Annotated in this window: 16 protein-coding genes and 3 pseudogenes; 10 read left to right on the top strand and 9 right to left on the bottom strand. The window is 66.3% G+C overall.

Annotation, left to right across the window (positions count from 1 at the left end; translation table 11 throughout):
* Nucleotides 1-4: 4 nt before the first annotated feature.
* Nucleotides 5-186, bottom strand: a pseudogene (locus FGW37_RS03650) (IS110 family transposase); the annotation flags it as partial.
* A 456-nt stretch (nucleotides 187-642) separates the two neighbouring features.
* Here FGW37_RS03650 and FGW37_RS03645 point away from each other — a divergent pair.
* Nucleotides 643-1,596, top strand: a complete 954-nt coding sequence (locus tag FGW37_RS03645; protein WP_218650568.1) for an esterase/lipase family protein — start codon at nucleotides 643-645, stop codon at nucleotides 1,594-1,596.
* A gap of 76 nt (nucleotides 1,597-1,672) precedes the next feature.
* Nucleotides 1,673-2,107: a hypothetical protein gene (locus FGW37_RS03640; RefSeq protein WP_179079728.1), complete on the top strand. Its 435-nt coding sequence runs from the start codon at nucleotides 1,673-1,675 to the stop codon at nucleotides 2,105-2,107.
* A gap of 29 nt (nucleotides 2,108-2,136) precedes the next feature.
* Here the strand turns inward: FGW37_RS03640 and FGW37_RS03635 are convergent.
* A protein-coding gene (locus FGW37_RS03635) for an IS5 family transposase (RefSeq protein WP_246430250.1) occupies nucleotides 2,137-2,927 on the bottom strand; the annotation gives its coding sequence in 2 pieces (ribosomal slippage) (nucleotides 2,137-2,583 and nucleotides 2,586-2,927; 789 coding nt in all).
* 502 nt (nucleotides 2,928-3,429) lie between these two features.
* Between FGW37_RS03635 and FGW37_RS03630 the strand changes: the two genes are divergently transcribed.
* The 5 genes and pseudogenes from FGW37_RS03630 to FGW37_RS03610 all read left to right on the top strand — a co-directional run.
* On the top strand, nucleotides 3,430-4,524 hold the full coding sequence (locus FGW37_RS03630) for an SGNH/GDSL hydrolase family protein (RefSeq protein ID WP_179079726.1): 1,095 nt from the start codon (nucleotides 3,430-3,432) through the stop codon (nucleotides 4,522-4,524).
* 36 nt (nucleotides 4,525-4,560) lie between these two features.
* On the top strand, nucleotides 4,561-6,207 hold the full coding sequence (locus FGW37_RS03625) for a caspase family protein (protein WP_179079725.1): 1,647 nt from the start codon (nucleotides 4,561-4,563) through the stop codon (nucleotides 6,205-6,207).
* A 1,485-nt stretch (nucleotides 6,208-7,692) separates the two neighbouring features.
* Nucleotides 7,693-8,160 (top strand): NUDIX hydrolase, encoded by a 468-nt coding sequence (locus FGW37_RS03620; protein WP_179079724.1) that lies wholly within the window; start codon nucleotides 7,693-7,695, stop codon nucleotides 8,158-8,160.
* Nucleotides 8,161-8,299: 139 nt separating this feature from the next.
* The gene (locus FGW37_RS03615) at nucleotides 8,300-8,824 is read left to right on the top strand and encodes a hypothetical protein (RefSeq protein WP_179079723.1); all 525 of its coding nucleotides are present in this window, start codon (nucleotides 8,300-8,302) and stop codon (nucleotides 8,822-8,824) included.
* Nucleotides 8,825-8,896: 72 nt separating this feature from the next.
* Nucleotides 8,897-9,451 (top strand): annotated as a pseudogene (locus FGW37_RS03610) (ISKra4 family transposase); the annotation flags it as partial.
* 276 nt (nucleotides 9,452-9,727) lie between these two features.
* Here the strand turns inward: FGW37_RS03610 and FGW37_RS03605 are convergent.
* On the bottom strand, nucleotides 9,728-10,477 hold the full coding sequence (locus tag FGW37_RS03605) for a Stf0 family sulfotransferase (protein WP_179079722.1): 750 nt from the start codon (nucleotides 10,475-10,477) through the stop codon (nucleotides 9,728-9,730).
* Between the two features lie 95 nt (nucleotides 10,478-10,572).
* Between FGW37_RS03605 and FGW37_RS03600 the strand changes: the two genes are divergently transcribed.
* Together FGW37_RS03600 and FGW37_RS03595 are read left to right on the top strand one after the other, a co-directional pair.
* Complete coding sequence (locus tag FGW37_RS03600) at nucleotides 10,573-11,589, top strand: glycosyltransferase family 8 protein (protein WP_179079721.1); 1,017 nt, start codon at nucleotides 10,573-10,575, stop codon at nucleotides 11,587-11,589.
* 976 nt (nucleotides 11,590-12,565) lie between these two features.
* Nucleotides 12,566-13,338, top strand: a pseudogene (locus tag FGW37_RS03595) (IS5 family transposase).
* Between the two features lie 22 nt (nucleotides 13,339-13,360).
* Here the strand turns inward: FGW37_RS03595 and FGW37_RS03590 are convergent.
* Nucleotides 13,361-13,741 carry a tautomerase family protein gene (locus FGW37_RS03590; RefSeq protein ID WP_179079720.1) on the bottom strand — a complete coding sequence of 127 codons (381 nt, stop codon included), beginning with the start codon at nucleotides 13,739-13,741 and terminating at the stop codon, nucleotides 13,361-13,363.
* Between the two features lie 101 nt (nucleotides 13,742-13,842).
* Between FGW37_RS03590 and FGW37_RS03585 the strand changes: the two genes are divergently transcribed.
* Complete coding sequence (locus FGW37_RS03585; RefSeq protein WP_246430249.1) at nucleotides 13,843-14,346, top strand: class I SAM-dependent methyltransferase; 504 nt, start codon at nucleotides 13,843-13,845, stop codon at nucleotides 14,344-14,346.
* Here the strand turns inward: FGW37_RS03585 and FGW37_RS03580 are convergent.
* The 5 genes from FGW37_RS03580 to FGW37_RS03565 all read right to left on the bottom strand — a co-directional run bounded on the left by FGW37_RS03580 (nucleotide 14,262) and on the right by FGW37_RS03565 (nucleotide 17,975).
* Nucleotides 14,262-14,714 carry a hypothetical protein gene (locus FGW37_RS03580; RefSeq protein ID WP_179079719.1) on the bottom strand — a complete coding sequence of 151 codons (453 nt, stop codon included), beginning with the start codon at nucleotides 14,712-14,714 and terminating at the stop codon, nucleotides 14,262-14,264. The two genes, FGW37_RS03585 and FGW37_RS03580, sit on opposite strands and share 85 nt — an antisense overlap.
* A 66-nt stretch (nucleotides 14,715-14,780) precedes the next feature.
* Nucleotides 14,781-15,158 (bottom strand): hypothetical protein, encoded by a 378-nt coding sequence (locus tag FGW37_RS03575; protein ID WP_179079718.1) that lies wholly within the window; start codon nucleotides 15,156-15,158, stop codon nucleotides 14,781-14,783.
* Between the two features lie 238 nt (nucleotides 15,159-15,396).
* On the bottom strand, nucleotides 15,397-15,591 hold the full coding sequence (locus tag FGW37_RS03570; protein ID WP_179079717.1) for a hypothetical protein: 195 nt from the start codon (nucleotides 15,589-15,591) through the stop codon (nucleotides 15,397-15,399).
* 500 nt (nucleotides 15,592-16,091) lie between these two features.
* A complete protein-coding gene (locus FGW37_RS33810) occupies nucleotides 16,092-16,214 on the bottom strand; it encodes a hypothetical protein (protein WP_281394670.1) in 123 nt (40 codons plus the stop codon).
* Nucleotides 16,215-16,424: 210 nt separating this feature from the next.
* A complete protein-coding gene (locus tag FGW37_RS03565; protein WP_179079716.1) occupies nucleotides 16,425-17,975 on the bottom strand; it encodes an AMP-binding protein in 1,551 nt (516 codons plus the stop codon).

Below are 17,975 nucleotides of genomic sequence, written 5' to 3'. Positions count from 1 at the left end.
GAAGTCAAGCCGTCGCAGGCGCCGGTGCTGCGGTCGTGAACAGGCGTTTGTCCCTCAGCATCGCCCAGAGCACGTCCACCATCCGACGGTCAGGGACAGCAGCGCCTGGGTGTGGATCAGTCCCTCGCCACGCTTCTTCCGGTAGTACTCCTGCGACGGCCCAGGCATCGTCATGGCGACCAGCGCTGGCCGCTACGGGCCTGACCGACGCCGGCGGCGAACCGCTCGTCTTCTCTCCACACGACTTCCGCAGGATCTTCGTGATCGACGCCATCATGAACGGTCTGCCACCGCACATCGCCCAAGTGATCTGCGGACATAGAGCTCGTAACGCGATCTTGTAGAGATGTGATGGCCGGGTGTGACTGGTGTGATGATCCGACTGTTCGCGGGGTGTGAGTACGCGCCTGTGCTTCCCTCCCTTTAGAGCCTCCCGCCTCGGCGTGCACACCGAGGGCCGGGAAGGTCGCCCCGGGGGCACGAGGCCGACGGTCCGGGACCCTCCTCGGGCGGTACCGGATCCGGGGGGCGGTGCGTCATCCGGTGGGGACGTCGGGGGAGGTCACCCGGGGTTCCCTCCTCGGTCGGCACTCATGAGAAACATCGCGCGTGGTCCGAGTTCCGCACTCCTCAGGAGCCGTCTTGCACATACCCAGATACGCCACCGCCGTCTGTGCCGCCGCCGCGGCGACGGTCTTGGCCACCTCCACGTCCGCGGCCGCGGAGACCGGCCCTGAGCAGGACAATTTCCTTCCCGCCATGGGCTATTCCATCCTCCGCCTCGACATCGATCCGCCGGGCGCCAACGACTGGAACTGCCGTCCCAGCGCCGCCCACCCGCGTCCGGTCGTCCTGGTCCACGGCACCTACGAGAACCGCTACAACAACTGGGCCCGGATGTCCCCCGAGTTGAAGGCCCAGGGCTACTGCGTCTACGCCCTCGACTTCGGCGACACCGACGACGCCGGAGTGGCTCTCGCTCCCACCGTCAAGGGCTACGGAGACATCAAGAAGTCCTCCAAGGAGCTGGCCGCCTTCGTGGACAAGGTGCTCGCCGCCAGCGGCTCCGGGCAGGTGGACCTCGTCGGCCACTCCCAGGGCGGGACCCTGTCCCGCTGGTATCTCAAGGCCGACGGTGGCGCGAACACGAGCGACCCCTCGAAGAACAAGGTCAAGAAGGTCGTCCAACTCGGCGCGACTAACCACGGCACCACCATGAGCGGCATCGAGACTCTCGCCGACAAGCTCCACATACTGGAGTCCGGGGCGAAGCCCCTCGGAAAGGCGGGCATCCAGCAGTACGAGAAGTCCGACTTCATCAAGGAGCTCAACGCCGGCGGGGACACCGTTCCCGGGGTCGACTACACCGTGATCGGCACGAAGTACGACGAGATCACCACCCCCTGGCAGAGCACGTTCATGACGGCAGGCCCCGGAGCAACGGTGCAGAACATCACCTTGCAGGAGGGCTGCTTCGTCGACTTCTCCGCCCATCTGAGCATGTCGTACAGCCCGCGTGCGATCGGATTGGTCAAGCGGGCCCTGGACCCCTCAGCGCCGGCGGCTCCTTGTGTGCCGAGGGCTCCCGCCTTCTGATTCCGGCCCGAAGGTCCGCCTTGCCGTGGTTCCACAGTCGCCAGGCGAGGTCGATGCCCTCGTGGAAGAGGAAGAAGTGGCCAGGCCAGCCGCTGGCCAGCTCGTACATGAGCGCACCACGAAGCTCGAAGGCAACGCCGACGAGATGCGCCAGCTCTTGGCGGAGCGTCGTGAACGCCTGTTCTTCCCCAGGTATCGGCAGGAGCTCCGCTCGGGCGACTACCAGGCCGCAGGGATCACCGAGTGCAGCAGCCACCTTCTCGGCCTGAACCGCCCGGCCCGCAGGGAGCTGTCCGGCCCTGACGAGGGCGCCGTTCAGATCGAGTCGACCACGGACCTGCACGAGCTGGAGCGGCTGATCGGCCTGGCCAGCCGTTACCGGAGGAAGGTGAGGCCTGAGGAGGACGCGGTCCTCCGGGCCTACCGGGCGTTTCGCGCACACACTCTCGGCCACCGGCACCACCCCCGGGCATCAGTCCGGCAGCATGCGCGCGAACCAACGAACCGGTAAGGCAACGGCATTACCTCTAAGAGGTCGTCTCAGTTGGCAGTGCGTCGGTAGCAGATGAGGGCACTGGCGATGCCGACGAAGGCGAGGAAGTGCTCGGCTTTGCGCTCGTAGCGGCGGTGCAGGCGGCGGCAGCCGCCCATCCACGACAGCGTGCAGCGGTGCCGACCGAGTCGGCCGGAGTTGTCCACGCCGCGCCGGGCGATGCGGGGCACGATCTGCCGACGCCGCAGCCAGTTCCACAGGTGGTCGAAGTCGTACCCCTTGTCCGCGTGGAGCCGGGCCAGCCGATGGCGCCGAGGCCCGCGGCGTGACCGGATGGGCGGTATGCCGAGCATCATCGGCACGAGGGCTTGACTGTCATGCAGGTTGGCGGCGGAGACGCCCACTGAGATCGGCAGACCATTGCGGTCGCAGATGACGTGGATCTTCGACCCTTTCTTGCCCCGGTCGGTCGGATTCGGTCCCGTCAGGGGCCCCCTTTGACGGCGCGGACGCTGATCGAGTCGATCGCGCAATGCGACCAGTCCACATCGCCCTTTGAACCGAGCCGGTCCAACAGTACGGGGTGCAGCTTGGCCCAGACCCGGGCCGCAGACCAGTCAGTGAAGCGTCGGTGCACGGTCTGCCAGGAGGCGCCGAAGACCGGCGGCAGCTGCCGCCAGGTGCAGCCGGAGGTCGCCACGAACACGATCGCGGCCAGTACCGCGCGGTCGTCGCACCGCCGCCGGCCACCACCCTGCGAACGCTGCGGTGCCTCCGGCGCCACGTCCTGGAACAGCTCCCACAACCCGTCCGGCACCAGCCGCTCGACTAACCCCATGGCCAGATCAACGAACTACCGCCAATCAAGACACCGTCTAAGGGGTCATGGAGTTGTATGACCATACGACCAATACCGCTGGATCAGGCCAAATTGCCCGGTCTCAGTGGCGTCGAAGAATCGTTTAATTAGGCTTATCGGGCTGGGGTGTTGGCGGTTGGTCCCGTAGCGGCCAACGCTCCGTCACCGCACCGGCAGCGGGGCGCGCCATCACCCTGAGCGTTCATGGCTCATTGCATCCCAAAGTCGATTCGGGGCATTGTGACAGGCAAACGTCACTCCTATCTTCGCTGATGAGCTACCGCTGTCCGCGAACGAGTGGAGTCGCGTGATGAATGGTCGTTCCCCCCGCCATAAACCCGCCCGGCCGAGCAGCGCCCCCCTCGCACTCTCCCTGGCCTTCGCCCTGACTGCCGTGGCCGGTTGCGCGGCTTCGGAGTCGTCGGTGAAGTCGGCCCGGGCAGAGGACACCGGGGCGGCGAGAAAGACCACGATCGTCGCGATGGGCGACAGCTATATTTCCGGGGAGGCCGGACGCTGGTGGGCCAATGCCGCCGGAGCGGGCGCCGACATCAACGGCGATCGCTGGGGAACCGACCGAGCGGCCGAGGGCTGTGACAACGAGGGACGGAACTGCACGGGCCGCGACGAACGAAAGATCTACCGGTCCAGCAGGGACCTGCGGAAAGGCATGGATTCCGGATCGTGCCACCGGTCCGACATCGCCGAGATCGAAAGCGTGGGCATCAATGCCCACGCGGAGAACCTTGCCTGCTCCGGCGCGAAGACACTGGACATCCTCGAACGCCGACGCCATGGAGAGCCTCCCCAGATAGACGAACTCACCAAGCTGGCCAAGGACAAGTCCCGGCAGATCAAGCTCATCCAGGTGTCTATAGGCGGGAACGACCTGGGCTTCTCCGGAGTGATCAAGTCCTGCTTCTTCGCCTATGAGTTCTTCAAGACGCACGCCTGCCAGGAGAAGATTCCCGATCTGGACGCGGCCCTGAAGGACGTCGAACCGAAGATCACAAACACCCTCGTGAAGATCCGCAAGGTCATGGAGAACGCCGGCTACCGCGAGAGCGGCTACCGGCTGGGCATTCAGTCCTACCCTTCCCCGCTGGCCCCGGGGAAGGAGAACCGCTACGGGGCCGAAAACCTCTGGAAAGGGAAGCGCTGGGATCCCGGAGGCTGCCCGTTCTACAACTGGGACGCAGACTGGTCACGGGATGAACTCGTACCGAAGATCGCGAAAATGATCAGGGAAGCCGCCAAGGCCGCCAAAGTGGTGGACTTCCTCGATTTGCAGCACGCCTTCGACGGCCACGAGGTGTGCCGGAAGGGCGTCCATCAGTCCACCGCCGCACGCAGTCTCAAGTCCCCCCTCCCGGCCGTCCAGGCGGAATGGGTGCGCTATCTGGGCTTCGGACTCGAGCAGGGAAGCCTTCAGGAGTCCTTGCACCCCAACGCCTACGGGCAGATGGCCCTGGCGAACTGCCTCACCAGGGTATACAAGCTGGCGCCGGGTGCCTACGAGTGCAAGGGCGAGCAGGCCGGCGGACCCGGGGACATGAAGGTCACACCTCTTCAGTGATGCTCGAGGACGCCACGACGGAGGGAGCCGAGCACGGTGGACCGAGCACTGCTGATCGGGATCGACAAATATCCGAACCCGGCGAACGACCTCAACAGCTGCGTGAACGACAGCAAGGAGTTCAGAAAGGTCCTGACCGGCCTCTACGGATTCCCCGCGACGGAGATCCACGAGCTCCATGACGCGGATGCCACACTGGACCGCGTCCGCGCGGGGCTGAAGTGGCTCATGGAAGGCGCCGCTGCCGGCGACCGGCGCGTCTTCTACCAGTCGTCGCACGGCTACCGCTACAACAAGGACCCGCAGGCGAAGAAGAAGGTCATGACGGATGTGCTCTGTCTCTATGACCACTTCCTCGAGGACAAGGAGTTGGACGCGAGCAGCCGGGACGTCTTGCCGGGAGTGCTGACGGTCATCCTCGACGCCTGCCATGCGGGCGGAATGGCCAAGCAATGGGTCGGCGAGCGGGGGACGCTCCAGGCCGTCCCGGCCAAGTCGTACGTGGCGTACTCGGCCGCAGAGAAGGAATACCAGGAAATCAGGGATCACGTGCCGACGACGGTGCCCTACGCTGCATACATCGCGGACGCGCGGCTCAAGCCCTTCCTCCTCGCCGGGCCGGCCGGTGCTGCCGTACAGGCTCAGCCCGCTCCGGGCCCCGTGGAGCCGGGCGCCGTGGAGCTGGACGGCGTGCTGTTCGCAGCATGCCAGGAGCTGGAGACCGCGGCGGCCGGTAGTTCACTCACGAACGCGCTCTCGGCCTTCACCTACGCGCTGACGACGGCGCTGCGCGATGCGGCGAACACCTCGCTTTCGGTGGGGAATCTCCGCGACCGGGTGGCGAAGCGACTCCTCGACCTGGGCTTTCAGCACCAGCACCCCAGGATCTTTGCTCCGGCCCGGCAGCAGTCCCTGCTGGACGTACCGTTCCTCTCACGGAACGGCCATGTGACGCCCAGCGAACACTCCGGGTACCGGAATCCGGACGGAGCCACGTCGGCGAATCGGACACCCGATCAGCACGGGAAGCCATCGGAGAAGGAGTTCCGCCATATGGAGCGTATCGATCAGGAAAAGCTCGAGAAGGCACTCAAGGACTTCTCCGCGGGGCTGGAGGGCACGAAGCCGCACGACGGGCGCCCGGACGGGAACCGGAACGAGAACACACAGGTGCCGGCCGCCGATGACGGAGACGTCGCGAAGTGCGCGGCACACCTGGCCAAGGCGATCCCCTCCTTGAAGGCGTCCCCGGTGGGTTCGAAGGCATATCAGGACCCGGCCGCCGAGGGGCTGGCGGACCCGCGTCGCATCAACGAAAAGAGCTTCTGGAGCGCGGCGCTCAACATAGCCGGCGCCGCCGTTCCGGCCATCCTCAGCGCTGTGAACAAGAAGGACTTCGAAGCACAACAGGCGCCGAGCGCGCAGGATATCGGCAGGCAGGTCGCGGACCGGTTCCCGGAAAGGCGTGAGGACGCCGTCTTCCACGGCGTCGTGCACGACCTGCTGAAGCAGCTGGCTCCGGTGTACATGCGCATGGGCCAGGGCGCGGATGTGGCGACGGCCATGGGCGAGGGTGTGCAACTCTCGATCCCCGACGGCAGGGCAAGCGACAAGAAGTTCTGCGCGGACGCGTTCCACGCCGTGACGGGATGCCTGCCCACATTCGTCAGAACGCTCATGTGACCCCACTGGGGGAGCCCGGCCCGGCCCGGCAACGCGCGGCTCACCGCGCTGCTCGAGCTCCTGCGTGGTGCCGGCGCCGGGCGCGCTGGTCAAGGCCAAGGTAGTGGTAAGGGGCCGAGGTTGCGGATTCGGCCACGTCACTATTCGGCCAGGGGCTATACAGATGGCGTGACAGTGCCAAGGGATGTGGATGAAACGCGCGGTGAACTGCGCGGTGTTCTCGACCGGTCCGAGGCGTGGCTGCGCGATGCGGCCGCCCTCCCCAAGGTTCCGGCGGAATGGCCGGCAAAATTGCGCGGCGAACGGTCTTAGAGCTCCTAACGGAATGTGGCTCGCAGGCGGCGCCAGCAGATTAGCGAGCAGGTGAGCTTGAGGAACGTCCCGTGGATGTCGTCACGGATCTCGTTGGATCAGTACCGCTACTACCGTTCCCGGCCCAGGTGATGACACGCTTCAGCCCTCCCGAGGGGATGTGCCCAACACGGGCGGACATGCTCCCGGCCAGACTAGGTGGTCCCCGCACGTCCGGGAATGATCCGGTGCAGGTGGAGCACGAACAGCGGCTCGACCCGGCCGTCCCGTGCATCCGGAGATGATCCGCCCTGGAGAAGCAGACCGCTCGTATCTGAGGTCTATCCCGCCCGTCCGGAGATGTGCCGTCCTTAGACCGTGTCCTATGTGGTGAGGCGCCGTTGGCCTCAGACCACGGATGGACGGTGCGGCTGGGGCGCTCTTGAAAGCCGTTGCCGAGGCCCTGACTTGAAGTTGGATTCGCTGCCATCCGGCGCTAGCACCGGGAGCTCCCATGACAATCCCACTCAAGACGCACCGTATTGGAGTGAGATGTAGCCTGCGAATAAGGAGCTTGTCGGGATGTCCTGCGCGCGTCCTCGACTCCGAATGGCGATTGCGTTGCCGCAGGTGTCGTACTGCCTGACCGAATAGGCGGATGCGGCGAAGTACATTATTACGAGGCAAGGGAACACCCCATGACCGAAAACGTGCCAGAGCCGGCGGTGCGTGTCGTTCAGGCGGTAGGCGAGCCCGAGGCAGACATACCTCCCACGGCCGGGTGAATAGATCGAATCAGTCTCCCGAGTAAGTGCATCTGATGAAGAACCATGCCCATAATCATAATCAGACGACGCGCAGACGGCGATGACCATCTCGACTTCTGGTTCAACGTATCTGCGAGCTCACGTTCGACGCTTCCGGAGCCCATCCGTTCACCGGGGCCGCCATGATGTCGGTAAACAATGTCGTTCCCCATAATGGCAGTGTAGATTTCCGAGTACATATAAGCTGGGGTTCTCATCTACCATTCAGAATCAAATACGTGATTCTGAATGGAGCGATGACCGGCGCAACGAACTAAGACGGGTGCGGATCCTCTCAGGGGATGGTCCGAGCTGGCGTCCTGTCGAAACGAAGGCTGAGCCCTCTCCGCGCCGGACCTCGGGATAGGGTCCGGTGGGAGGTGCGGGGATGAGTTTCCGGCTGGCGGCGTATGCCGTTTGCATCAAGGACGAGCATGTACTGCTCGCCCGTCACGTGCCCTCGGTGGGCGAGTCCAACTGGACGCTTCCGGGCGGAGGGGTGGAGCACGCGGAGGATCCGTTCGACACGGTGATCCGTGAGTTCGCCGAGGAGACCGGCTGCGAAGCGGTGGTCGAACGCCTGCTGGGCGTGGACTCAAGGGTGATTCCCGCAGTCCAAGCCCGTGCCGGAACTGAACACCAGAATGTCGGTATCTTCTACCGGGTCCTTATCACCGGCGGCCGGCTTCGGCCCGAGCCGAATGGCGCGACCGCTGAGTCGGTCTGGACTCCGATCCTCGACGTTGCTCGTCTGCGCCGGTCATCGCTGGTCGACATCGGCCTCGCCCTGGCGCAGGGCGTTCCGGCAACCGGCCACGTTGCTCCCGTCCCGGTCGGCGGTTTGATCCAACACTGACCCGGCCGATGCCACCACGCACTCACACCCGCTCAGGGGCCGCAGGGGCGATCCTTCCAGGCGCCAGGATCCGAAGACGCTGACTGCTGTGTGGTGGCGCCGTCGTACTTCTACCGTGACGGGGTGCAGGTGGGGCGCCATGGTGTCTTTGCCGGAGGAGCTTCAGGCGCGGGAGGCTGCGGCTCGGCAGCGGGTCCAGGAACTTGAGGCTGAGGTTGCAGAGTTGGCGCTCCGGCTGGAGAAGGCGCGGGAGGATCTGTCGCGGCTGGAGATCACGCGGGAGACAGTCGTGCAGGTGTTGGCGGAGCTCTCGGCCGCAGAGGCCGAACCGGAGGTTCCGGCCAGGGATGCGCCAGAGCCGAACGAGACAACGGCACCTCACGGCGTCGGGGTGATGATGGTGCCGCCGTGGCGGGAGGGCTTGGTCGTGGCGGTGCTGCCGGATGTGTACCGGGACATCGTGGAAATCATCGCTGACGCGCAGGGCCCCTTGCGGGCCAAGCAGATCGTGCCGCGGATCGGACTGCCGACGACGACCGGGAAGATCGAGGGAACCCGAGGCAAGCTGAAGCGGCTGGTGGAGCGGGGCTGGCTGGACGAAGACGCGCCGGGACAGTTCACCCTCGCCCGCCGAGGCCCGGGGCGGGACCGGGCCAACTCCTAGTGACCAAGGGGCTCTTCTCCGTAGATTCGAAGGTGCCAACCAGAACGAATCACTGCCGCAGAAGAGCCCTCGATGGAACCGTACGACGCCTTATCCCAGCCTGGCCCGTACTCCACCTCCCGTGATGCCTTCGAACGCCTCATCTCGACGCTGGCCGGCGCCCCGGCGGCGGAAATGCCCCACGACGAACTGGAAGCTCAACTCGAACATCTGGGACGCGAGCTGCTACGGCAGCTGATGCAGGACCACCTTGATCTGCGAGCCAGGAAGGAGGAAGACACTGTGCGTGCCGGCACTCACGCGGTCTGGTCCGGCTCGCGGTCCTGGAAGCGGTGCGCGGCTCGTTCGACCAAGCCGCCGCTGCGATCGAGCGACGGTGCGGGAAGGTGCTGGGCAAGCGCCGCCTCAAAGAACTGGGTAGTGGCAGCCGCCGTCGACACGGCCGCCTACTACTCGGTGAAGATCCCCACCCCGTGCACCCGTGAGATGCCGCTGGTCATCCAGATCGACGGCAAGGGTGTGGTGATGCGGCCCGAAGCCCTGCGCGAAGCCACCCGCCAGGCCGCGGCCAAAACCGCGGCGGCCGGACGGCGTGGACGCCTGGCCCCGGGCGAGAAACCCAACCGCTGGCCGGCACCTGGAGCGCTGGAGTGTCGGACAACTCGCCTAACATGCCTCACTAGCTAGCTAGTCTCTGACCTGGTGTTTCGTTCAATAGCACTAGGTAACCGTGGTTGAGGGTGTCGTCGTGCAGCAGGCGTCGGGCGGTTGTAGGTTTCGCGCTTCGGCTTCCCATTCCGGGCCGTCATGTCCAGCCGATGCCCATTTGGACACGTCGCATGGAAGTGCTGGCCAGCGCGTTCACTCTTTCGGGCTACCTTGTAGTCGTCGCGGAGACAGCGGTCACGTTGAACCGTCCCGGCGGTACCGGGCCAGCCATTCCAAGCTCACGTCGTTTCCCTGCCGGCGCGTGAGCGGCTGCACCGGCCGGTCGCCTCGCGCGACCCCCACGCTGTCCAGGAGCCGGTCCACCACACCTTCCGGGTCCGCCAGCGCGTCCTCGTACGTCACCGTGATCGGAGTGATCCCGCTGTCGGAGAACCGGCGCGCCCACTCCTCGTTCTGCTCCCGGATCATGCGCTCCCAGTGCGCGATCCGGTCGCGACGATAGGGAACGTCAGCGCCCACGCCACGAACGTCGTCGGCGTACCAGACGTCGGTCTCCAGCGCCCGGTACAGAGACACCGCTTGTGCCGCCGTGTCCAGCCGCCGGTTCCACACATATACCGGGCGGTCGAAGGCGCGCTCGATCACCTCGCGCCAGCTCGCTCCATTCGCGGACTGGTATCGCCGCAGCCCGGCGACGACCTCGTCCAGGTACGACCCCATGACGATCAGGCCCCACACGCCGTTGGCCGAAGTCCCGATCCGCATCAGCTTTCGTAGCTGGTCCGGCTGCGTCCGGTGCGCCGGACCGATCGGGATGTCCTCACCGTCCAGTTCAGTATCGCGGTTGTACAGATACTCCCGCGGTTGTCCCGACAAACCCGTGCTCTCCAGCAGACCAGCCAGCAGGTGAGTCCCTGCCCTCGGTGTGCTGCAAATGAGCAGGCCTCTGCCCGCCGCCGGCGCCATGTCGCTCGCTCGCGCCACAGGTCGCACCCCCCTTTGAACGCCTTGACCGTCGCTCGACCGCCCCTTAGCGTATTAGTTCCTAGGTCGCACACGTGGGGCATGGGGGGCGGGGGATGCGCATAGCGATCGCGTTCGATGGTCAGTACGCATCGGCGGCACGCAACATGCTGTCGTCGCTGGCCCGCTGCCTGCCGCCGAAGAGCGGTGTGCGCATCTCGGCACTGATGACGGACGATTCGCCGAGCGCCGACGTCGTCGAGCACGCGATGTCCCGCGGGCTCGATCTGGAGGTCGTCCGTCTGCGCCGCGACCTGTCCGACCTGCCACTGCTGCGCTACCTGACCGGCGCGACGTACGCGCGCCTGTTCCTGCCAGAGCTGGTGCCGGACGACGTGGCGCTGTACATGGACGTGGACGTCGTGCTGATGCGAGACGTGACAGAGCTGTTCGCGACGGACCTCGGTGACAGACCCCTCGCGGCCGTGCGGGACATGTGGCGTCCCAACCTCCACGAGGCACTGGCAGGCGGAGGCAGCGGACGATTCGCGCCCGACGCGCCCTACTTCAATGCCGGGGTGATGCTGTGCAACCTCCGCCAGTGGCGTCGGGAGAGCTTGACCGAGCGGGTCCTCCACTGGCTTGCGAGCCAGGATCAGGTCCCGGTCTGTCTGGAGCAAGATGCGCTCAACGCGCTCACGCACGGTCGATGGATCGAGCTGGATCCGCGCTGGAACGTGTTCCCGATGACTGACTTCCGCGACATCCCGCCCGAGGCTTGGCCGCCGCGACTGGGTACGGAGTACCACGCGTACCGAGATCAGGAGCGACGTGCCTTCGTGCTCCACTTCATCGGCTCCCGCAAGCCATGGCGTCACCCGTACCCGGACACCGAGAACCTCAGGCGATATCGTCACTTCACCACGCCGACCGTCGAGGACGTGACGCCGAACCCCGTCACCTCGCCATCTCGGCCGACCTCCCTGCCCGTCCCAGAGGCGCCGTCCCTGGCGCTTACCGGGAGAAGGGGGTCGGCGACATTGCCGGCGGCGGTGTTCGGCTACCCAGTCGAGCATGATCAGGATCAGTGGTCCCAGCGTCGCAAGAGACGCCGAGTGGATGACAGCAACTGAGACACCAACTGAAATTACAGGTCAAAAGCGCGGGACATGCCATCTAAAGTGACAACTACACGCTCGTAGGTTCCGCGCTTCGGCTTCCAATTCCGGGCCGTCATGTCCAGCCGATGCCTAATTGGACACGTCGCATGGAAGTACTGGCCAGCGCGTGCACCCTTTCGGGCTACCTCGTAGTCGTCGCGGAGACAGCGGTCACGTCCTGGAGTCACCGTGGTCGTGGCGGTTGATGGGGGCTGCGGGAGGCGACTTATTCGTGCCCGTGGGAAGTGTTGTTTCGACAGCAACGTTACGCGCGAGGCATGTTGGCGGGGGTGCGTTCGCGGAGTGTGCCTTCAGCGAGGCGTCGCTGAGCGACCTCTTCGACGCGGCCCCTTGGCGCACGTTTCGCTGGCACCTGGGCCAGAAGCACCGCTCAGGGTCCTTCTGGTCGGCGACAGAGCAGGCTCTGGTGATCTACGAGTCCCGGCTGGAACTGGCGCGGTTGCTGTTCGCGGATTTCGACCCTGCTGTGTCCCGGATCGTCGCACAGCCGTTCCGCCGTCGGTGGCGCTGTTGGAGAACGTGCGTTTCCTGTCCGGCTACCGCCGGGCCTGGCTGTTTAGTTGGAATTGCCAGAATCGCCCGCATTCAAGCTGAGAAGTGGCTGCAGTTCGCTCAGATGCTGGAGTTCCGTCGGCGCGCTTGAGTCTCAGGCCTTCACGAGTTGCGCCGCCCGAGCCTTGATCACATCGAGGCCTGCCCCACGGACAGCGTGCAGGCAGTGCGTCATGCTGCGGCGACTTGGGGTGCGAGGCTGAGTTTGCTGGGCCGACGAAAGACTGAAGTGCCGACATGTTTACTGTGGACCCATGGCCTTATTGAGCTCTTTCCAACCTCGCTCGGCGAGCTGGGCAGTTGGACTGACAAACAAGCGAAGCCCCTGGTAGATGGGTTTCGGCCAAGAAGACCCCGAGCCCACCAGAGGCTTCGCATGCTTGTCTACCCGTCCGGACTGGACGTGTCCAGCTCTGCCCTCCGCTTCCTCGCCGCTCGCCTGCGGGAACACCGTCGCCGTCTCGGCACCCGATGGCGGCGCCTGAGCGCGGGCCGGCAGGCCCTGCTCGCACTTGCCCATCTGCGCAATGGTCATCCGTACGCCCAGCTCGCGGACGGTTTCGGTGTCGGCACCACCACCGCCTACCGCTACATCACCGAGGCCGTCGATGTCCTGGCCGTCCTCGCTCCGACCCTTGCCGACGCGCTCCGCACGGCGTCGATGAAAGCGTTCGTCCTGCTGGACGGAACGCTGCTGCCGATCGACCGGATTGCCGCGGACCGGCCCTTCTATTCAGGCAAGCACAAGAGGCACGGGATGAACGTGCAGGTCCTCGCCTGCCCGATGGGCCGTCTGCTGTGGGCTTCGCCGGCCCTGCCCGGAGCCGTCCACGACGTCCGTGCAGCGCGCGAGCACGGCATCGTCGCCGGTCTCGGTGCGGCCGACATCCCCTGCTGGGCCGACAAGGGCTACCAGGGCGCCGGGGGCACGGTCCGTGTTCCCTACCGCGGCCGCTGGGAGTCGCTTTCCGCAGGCCAGCAGGCCAGCAGGCCGTCAACCGGTCACATGCGAAGATCCGGGCCCTTGTCGAGCGGGCTATCGCCACTCTCAAGTCCTGGCGGCTCCTGCGCAAGCTCCGGTGCTCGACCACCCGCATCACGGGTCTCGTTCAGGCCGTCCTCACCCTGCATCTGGCCAGCTCAGAGTGAGAATGGAAGCCTCACTGCTTCGCTACAAGTACTGGGCATCACCATTGCCCAGCGACCAGTCCGCATGCGAGTTCTCCGTCAGTACGACGAACATGTTGCGTGGTTCGACGCTCGCGTATTCCTCGGCGAGTTCGGATATGCGCTGATACAACGCCTGCTTCTGGGCGTCTGGACGGCCGGCCCGCAAAGTGATGGCCACGTACACGATGCCGTCATCGCGGGGTACGCCGAGATAGGTGCCGTGGCGCAGCAGCCCCTGCCGTCCGTCATGGCCAGTCAGGATCTGGAAGCGGTCCTCGTCGGGGAAGCCCATCGTCTCGCCAAGCGCCTCGTGGACGGCCCGTCCCAGGGCCTTCAGCCGCTCTGTGTCGCAGTGCATGGCGTCGATGCGGACGAGTGGCATGGCGCGTGCCTCCAAGATCGGTCTGCGATGCTACCCAGCTACTGTACATACCAGTAGGTACAACAGATGGCTGCCCCTTGCGCCAAGGGCCATCACACAGGATGTGCCGTGCTTCGTGCGCCATTGTGTACGCAGTCAGGCTCCGTGGCTTCGGTTCCACACCCGCCTGGCCAGCCCGAACTCAGGATGGAAAAATCTCATTGTCTCGTCTTCACCGTTTCAACCAGCGACACCCCTGGAGCCACAACGACCACTACGGCCCGTGGGTCGCTAGTGAGGTTGCCGCGTCCGGGGCCCGCGACGTCCTTGATGTCGGATGCGGTACGGGGAACCTCGCCGCGCTTCTGCGGCACCAGATTGCCGCCGTCACGGGGCTCGAACCTGCCCCCCGGACGGCCCGTGTCGCGGCAGAACGCTTCGCCGGCGACTCAGCGGTCACCATTGGCCTTCGGTGCGAAGGCGCCCTGTCGTGGCAGCGTTCGCAGGGCCGTGGACAGGGCGCTGTCGTCGGCGAGGGCGGTCAGCACGGCGATCTCGTCCTCGCTGAGGCCGACGGGGTGAGCATGGTGTGCTCGGCAACCGGGTCGGTGATGCCGGGGACCTGAACCGGCACGAGCATCGGGTAGACGGCGAACTTGCTCAAAGAGCTGTGCGTGTAGACCATCCAGCCGGCGTACAGACCGGCGCACATGCGCACGTCGATCCGGTCCCACCTGCCTTCCTCTTTGATCTCCAAAGTCGTGTGCTTGTCGTGGCTCTTGCTCACCTCGGTCGACTCGGTGGTCACCTTGGACCACTTGAACGAGGCGCCGCGCTTGACCTCGGCGCCCTTGATATTGACTCCGGCCTCCGCCGAGAGACCGAACTCCCACCCTCGGCTGGTGCTGCTGACCTTGGCCACGCGGACACTGTCGACGTACTCGTTCTTGATGGGGCCTTGGCAGGCGATGGTGTGGCAGATCCGGGGGGCCACACCGACCAGCCTGCCGGTGAACAGCGGGTGACCGTACGGGCCGATGCTGGAGGCCCAGGAGGCACATCACGAGGGCTGGGCATCCTTGCCGTACAGCCTCTTGGCCGTCTCGATGGCCTTCTGGTCCATGCCGACCGGCCAGGCGGTCCAGTCGTCGTGGACGACGGTGACCTTGTCCTTATCGAAGCTTGTGCGAGACCAGTGCCCCTCAGACTCCTTCGCCACCGTCGCGTAGGCGTCGGCGAGGGGATACTCGTTCTCGACCTGCGTCTTGGTGAAGGTGCGGCACCAACTAAGGACGAGTGGCCCGAACATCGTGGCCGTATAGGTGAGCGGCATGGCCTTGAGGAAGACCTGCGGCGGAGCTTTGTAGAACGTCTTGGTGGTATCCCTCGGCAGAACGTTGTAGTCGCCGACCACGATGTCCCCGAAGTTGCTGGACATGAGCGTCAACCCGTTCCCTTCATGCGTGGCGGCCATCTGGGACAGAGGGCGCGGCCGGTACGAGCCCGCCGAACGACAGGTCCGTGCACCAATGAGGCACTCCCAGTCTTTCCGTTCGGCCGGACCGTCCGGGTCCAGCCACGGAGGGCAGATCGCTCAGACGGCCGAGCGTATCGGTGTCCAACCGGCAGAACGTCTCCAGCTCCTGAACCGACGGCCCGCGGTCCCGAATGGTCGGCTACGTCCTCGTGCTCATGGTCCGAGTGTTCGCGAGCACGGCCGACATCCTTGGGAAGCGCACCGGGGAGCTTGCTGTCGGCGCCCCCGGGTGGCCGAGGCGACTTGGCCCGGACTTGTTCCGCAGCAGGGCGCTCTCGTCGTCGTCCAGGGTGAAGTGCTCGACCACCTCGTCCAGTCCCAGGTCCCTGACCATGGGCCTGCCCCTCTCGCCGCCCCGGGCCGTCACCGGCCTGTGGGGCGGAAGGTAGAGCGGGCCGGGGCTGCCTGGCGGATATCGCCGAACGGGCCCCTGCCGCGGCCGGAACTGCTAGGCGGTCAGGTCGAGGAAGTCCGCGACGGGGCAGGAGCGCCGGTGGGCGGCGAGGTGGGGTGCCTCATCCCCGCCCCCACGGGTGGCGGCGATGGTGGTGGCGCGTCGTGCCCGGCGGGCGGAGGCGATCAGGAGCAGGGCGATGGTGGTGACGAGGGCGGGCCAGTAGATGTAGCACTCACTGGTAAATACGCCAGAAACAGGCAACAGGCCGGAGTAGTCCGGGGGAACGTGTGGCCGCGCCTACCCGGTCAGAGGTGTTTCCGGCGGGCGGCGGGGTCGCGTGAGGCGACGTGCCGGGCGACGGCGTCGACGCGGCGGTGGTCACCGAGAGGGCGAAGACACGTATGCGGTGGAGAAGGCCCTCGGTCACGCGGGCTTCTTCAAGGACGCGGTCGCTCCACAGTGCTCATGCCGTTGACGAATGCCTGCAGGCTCGGCAGGCCGCTGACGTAGACCCGGTTCAGCCAGTCCTTGAGCAGGTCACCGCGCAACTGGGTGAGCATGTCGGCGAAGTCGCGGATGTGGCGGGCGGTGGCCTCCGGTTCCGGGCAGCGGGCCAGTACCGCTTTGAGGCGGGCGTGGTCGTCCTCGTCGAGGGTCTCGGGCGGGGGGCAGGATCCGCTTCGTCACTTCACGGACCTTCGGCGCGGGCACCGGGGTGGTGGGCGCGAGGCCGATGGCGCGCAGATCACGCAGGTCCGGCCCACGGCAGTTCAACCCTGGGAGCGTTCCTGTGTCGGGGCAGTGCGTGACCGTAGCCGCTTCTTGTCCGGCTTGCCCGCGTCCGTCAGCGGCAGTTGTTCGGCGAAGGTGATGTGTGTCGGTTCGTACATCGCGCCGCGCTGCTCGCGGACCATGGCCCGCAGCTCGTCTGCGCCCACCTTGGCGCCCGGGGCCCGCACCACGGCCGCGTGCACCTGTTCCATGCGGTCGTTGTCGCGCACGCCGAAGACCGCGCTCTGCCGCACTTGGGGGTGGGAGTTGAGGAGGTCCTCCAGCTCGGTGGTGTAGACGTGGCCGCCGACCACGACGATCATGTCCTTGATCCGGTCGATGACGGTCAAGTAGCCCTCGTCGTCCAGGAATCCGACGTCACCGGTGTGCAGCCAGCCGTCCCGCAGCACCTCGGCGGTCAGCTCGGGCTGCTTCCAGTAGCCCTGCATGATGTGGCCGGAACGGACGCAGATCTCGCCGTGCTCGCCGGGGGGCAGGTCGTGGCCGTCCGCGTCGCGGACGGCCACCTCGACCCCGTCCAGCACTTTGCCCGCGGAGCGCAGCCGCTCGGGGCGGGTCAGGTCGTGGTCCTTGGGCCCCAGGACGCTGATGCTGCCGGTCTCGGTCTGGCCGTAGCCCTGCATGAGGACGGGGCCGAAGCGGCGTATCGCGTTGGCGATGCGGGCCGGGGACGTCTGGCAGCCGCCGTAGATCACCTGGCGCAGGCTGGAGGTGTCGGTGCGGTCCGCGTGCGGGTGGTCCATCAGCTGGTACAGCAGCGGCGGCAGCAGGAAGAGATGAGTGATGCGCTCGCGTTCGATCGCGGCGAGCACCTGGCCGGGGTCGAAGTCCTCCAGCAGGACCACGGTGCCGCCCTCGGCCAGCAGATGGTCGGCGACCAGGCCGGCGGCGTGCGCGAGGGGAGTTGACACCAGCTGCCGGGGCGGGGCGGCCGCTTCCCCGCCGGGCTGGGGCCGCATCCTGCCGGCTCTCTCGAAGCTGGTGCAGATGCCCTTGGGATGGCCGGTGGTGCCGCCGGTGTGGCGGATGGAGCAGATGTCCTCGGGGCGGGCCAGGCCCGAAATCGGCTCGGTGGACTCGGTGGCGGCCAGCTCCAGCAGGTCGCCTCCCAGCGTGCTGATGCCGAGGGTCAGGACGTGCGGGACCGGGGCCTGGGCGGTGACCTCGGCGGCGCGCTCGGCGTAGGCGGGGTCCACGATCAGCGCCCGGGTCTCCACATCGCGCACGATGGCGGCCTGGGAGTCGGCGGAGAGCTTGTTGTAGAGGTGGTTGACCTGGCAGCCGAGCAGGTTGGCGGCGTAGCGGACGGCCAGGGCCTCGGGGAGATTGCCGCTGAGCAGTGTGACGCTCTGCCCGCGCTCAAGGCCCTGGGCGCGCAGGGCGTGCGCCAGCCGGTGGACCAGGTCACGGAATTCACCGGCGGTGATCCGCCGCCCCTGGTGGACCAGCGCCTCTCGTGCCGGGTCGGCGCCGAGAGCATCCAGGATGTCGTCCACGAACGAACGGAAGGGCAAGGCAGCAACAGACAT

Source organism: Streptomyces rectiverticillatus (assembly GCF_013394065.1).
Lineage (GTDB): Bacteria > Actinomycetota > Actinomycetes > Streptomycetales > Streptomycetaceae > Streptomyces > Streptomyces rectiverticillatus.
The sequence above is the reverse complement of the archived record's forward strand: the minus strand, read 5'-3'. Positions and strand labels throughout refer to the sequence as shown.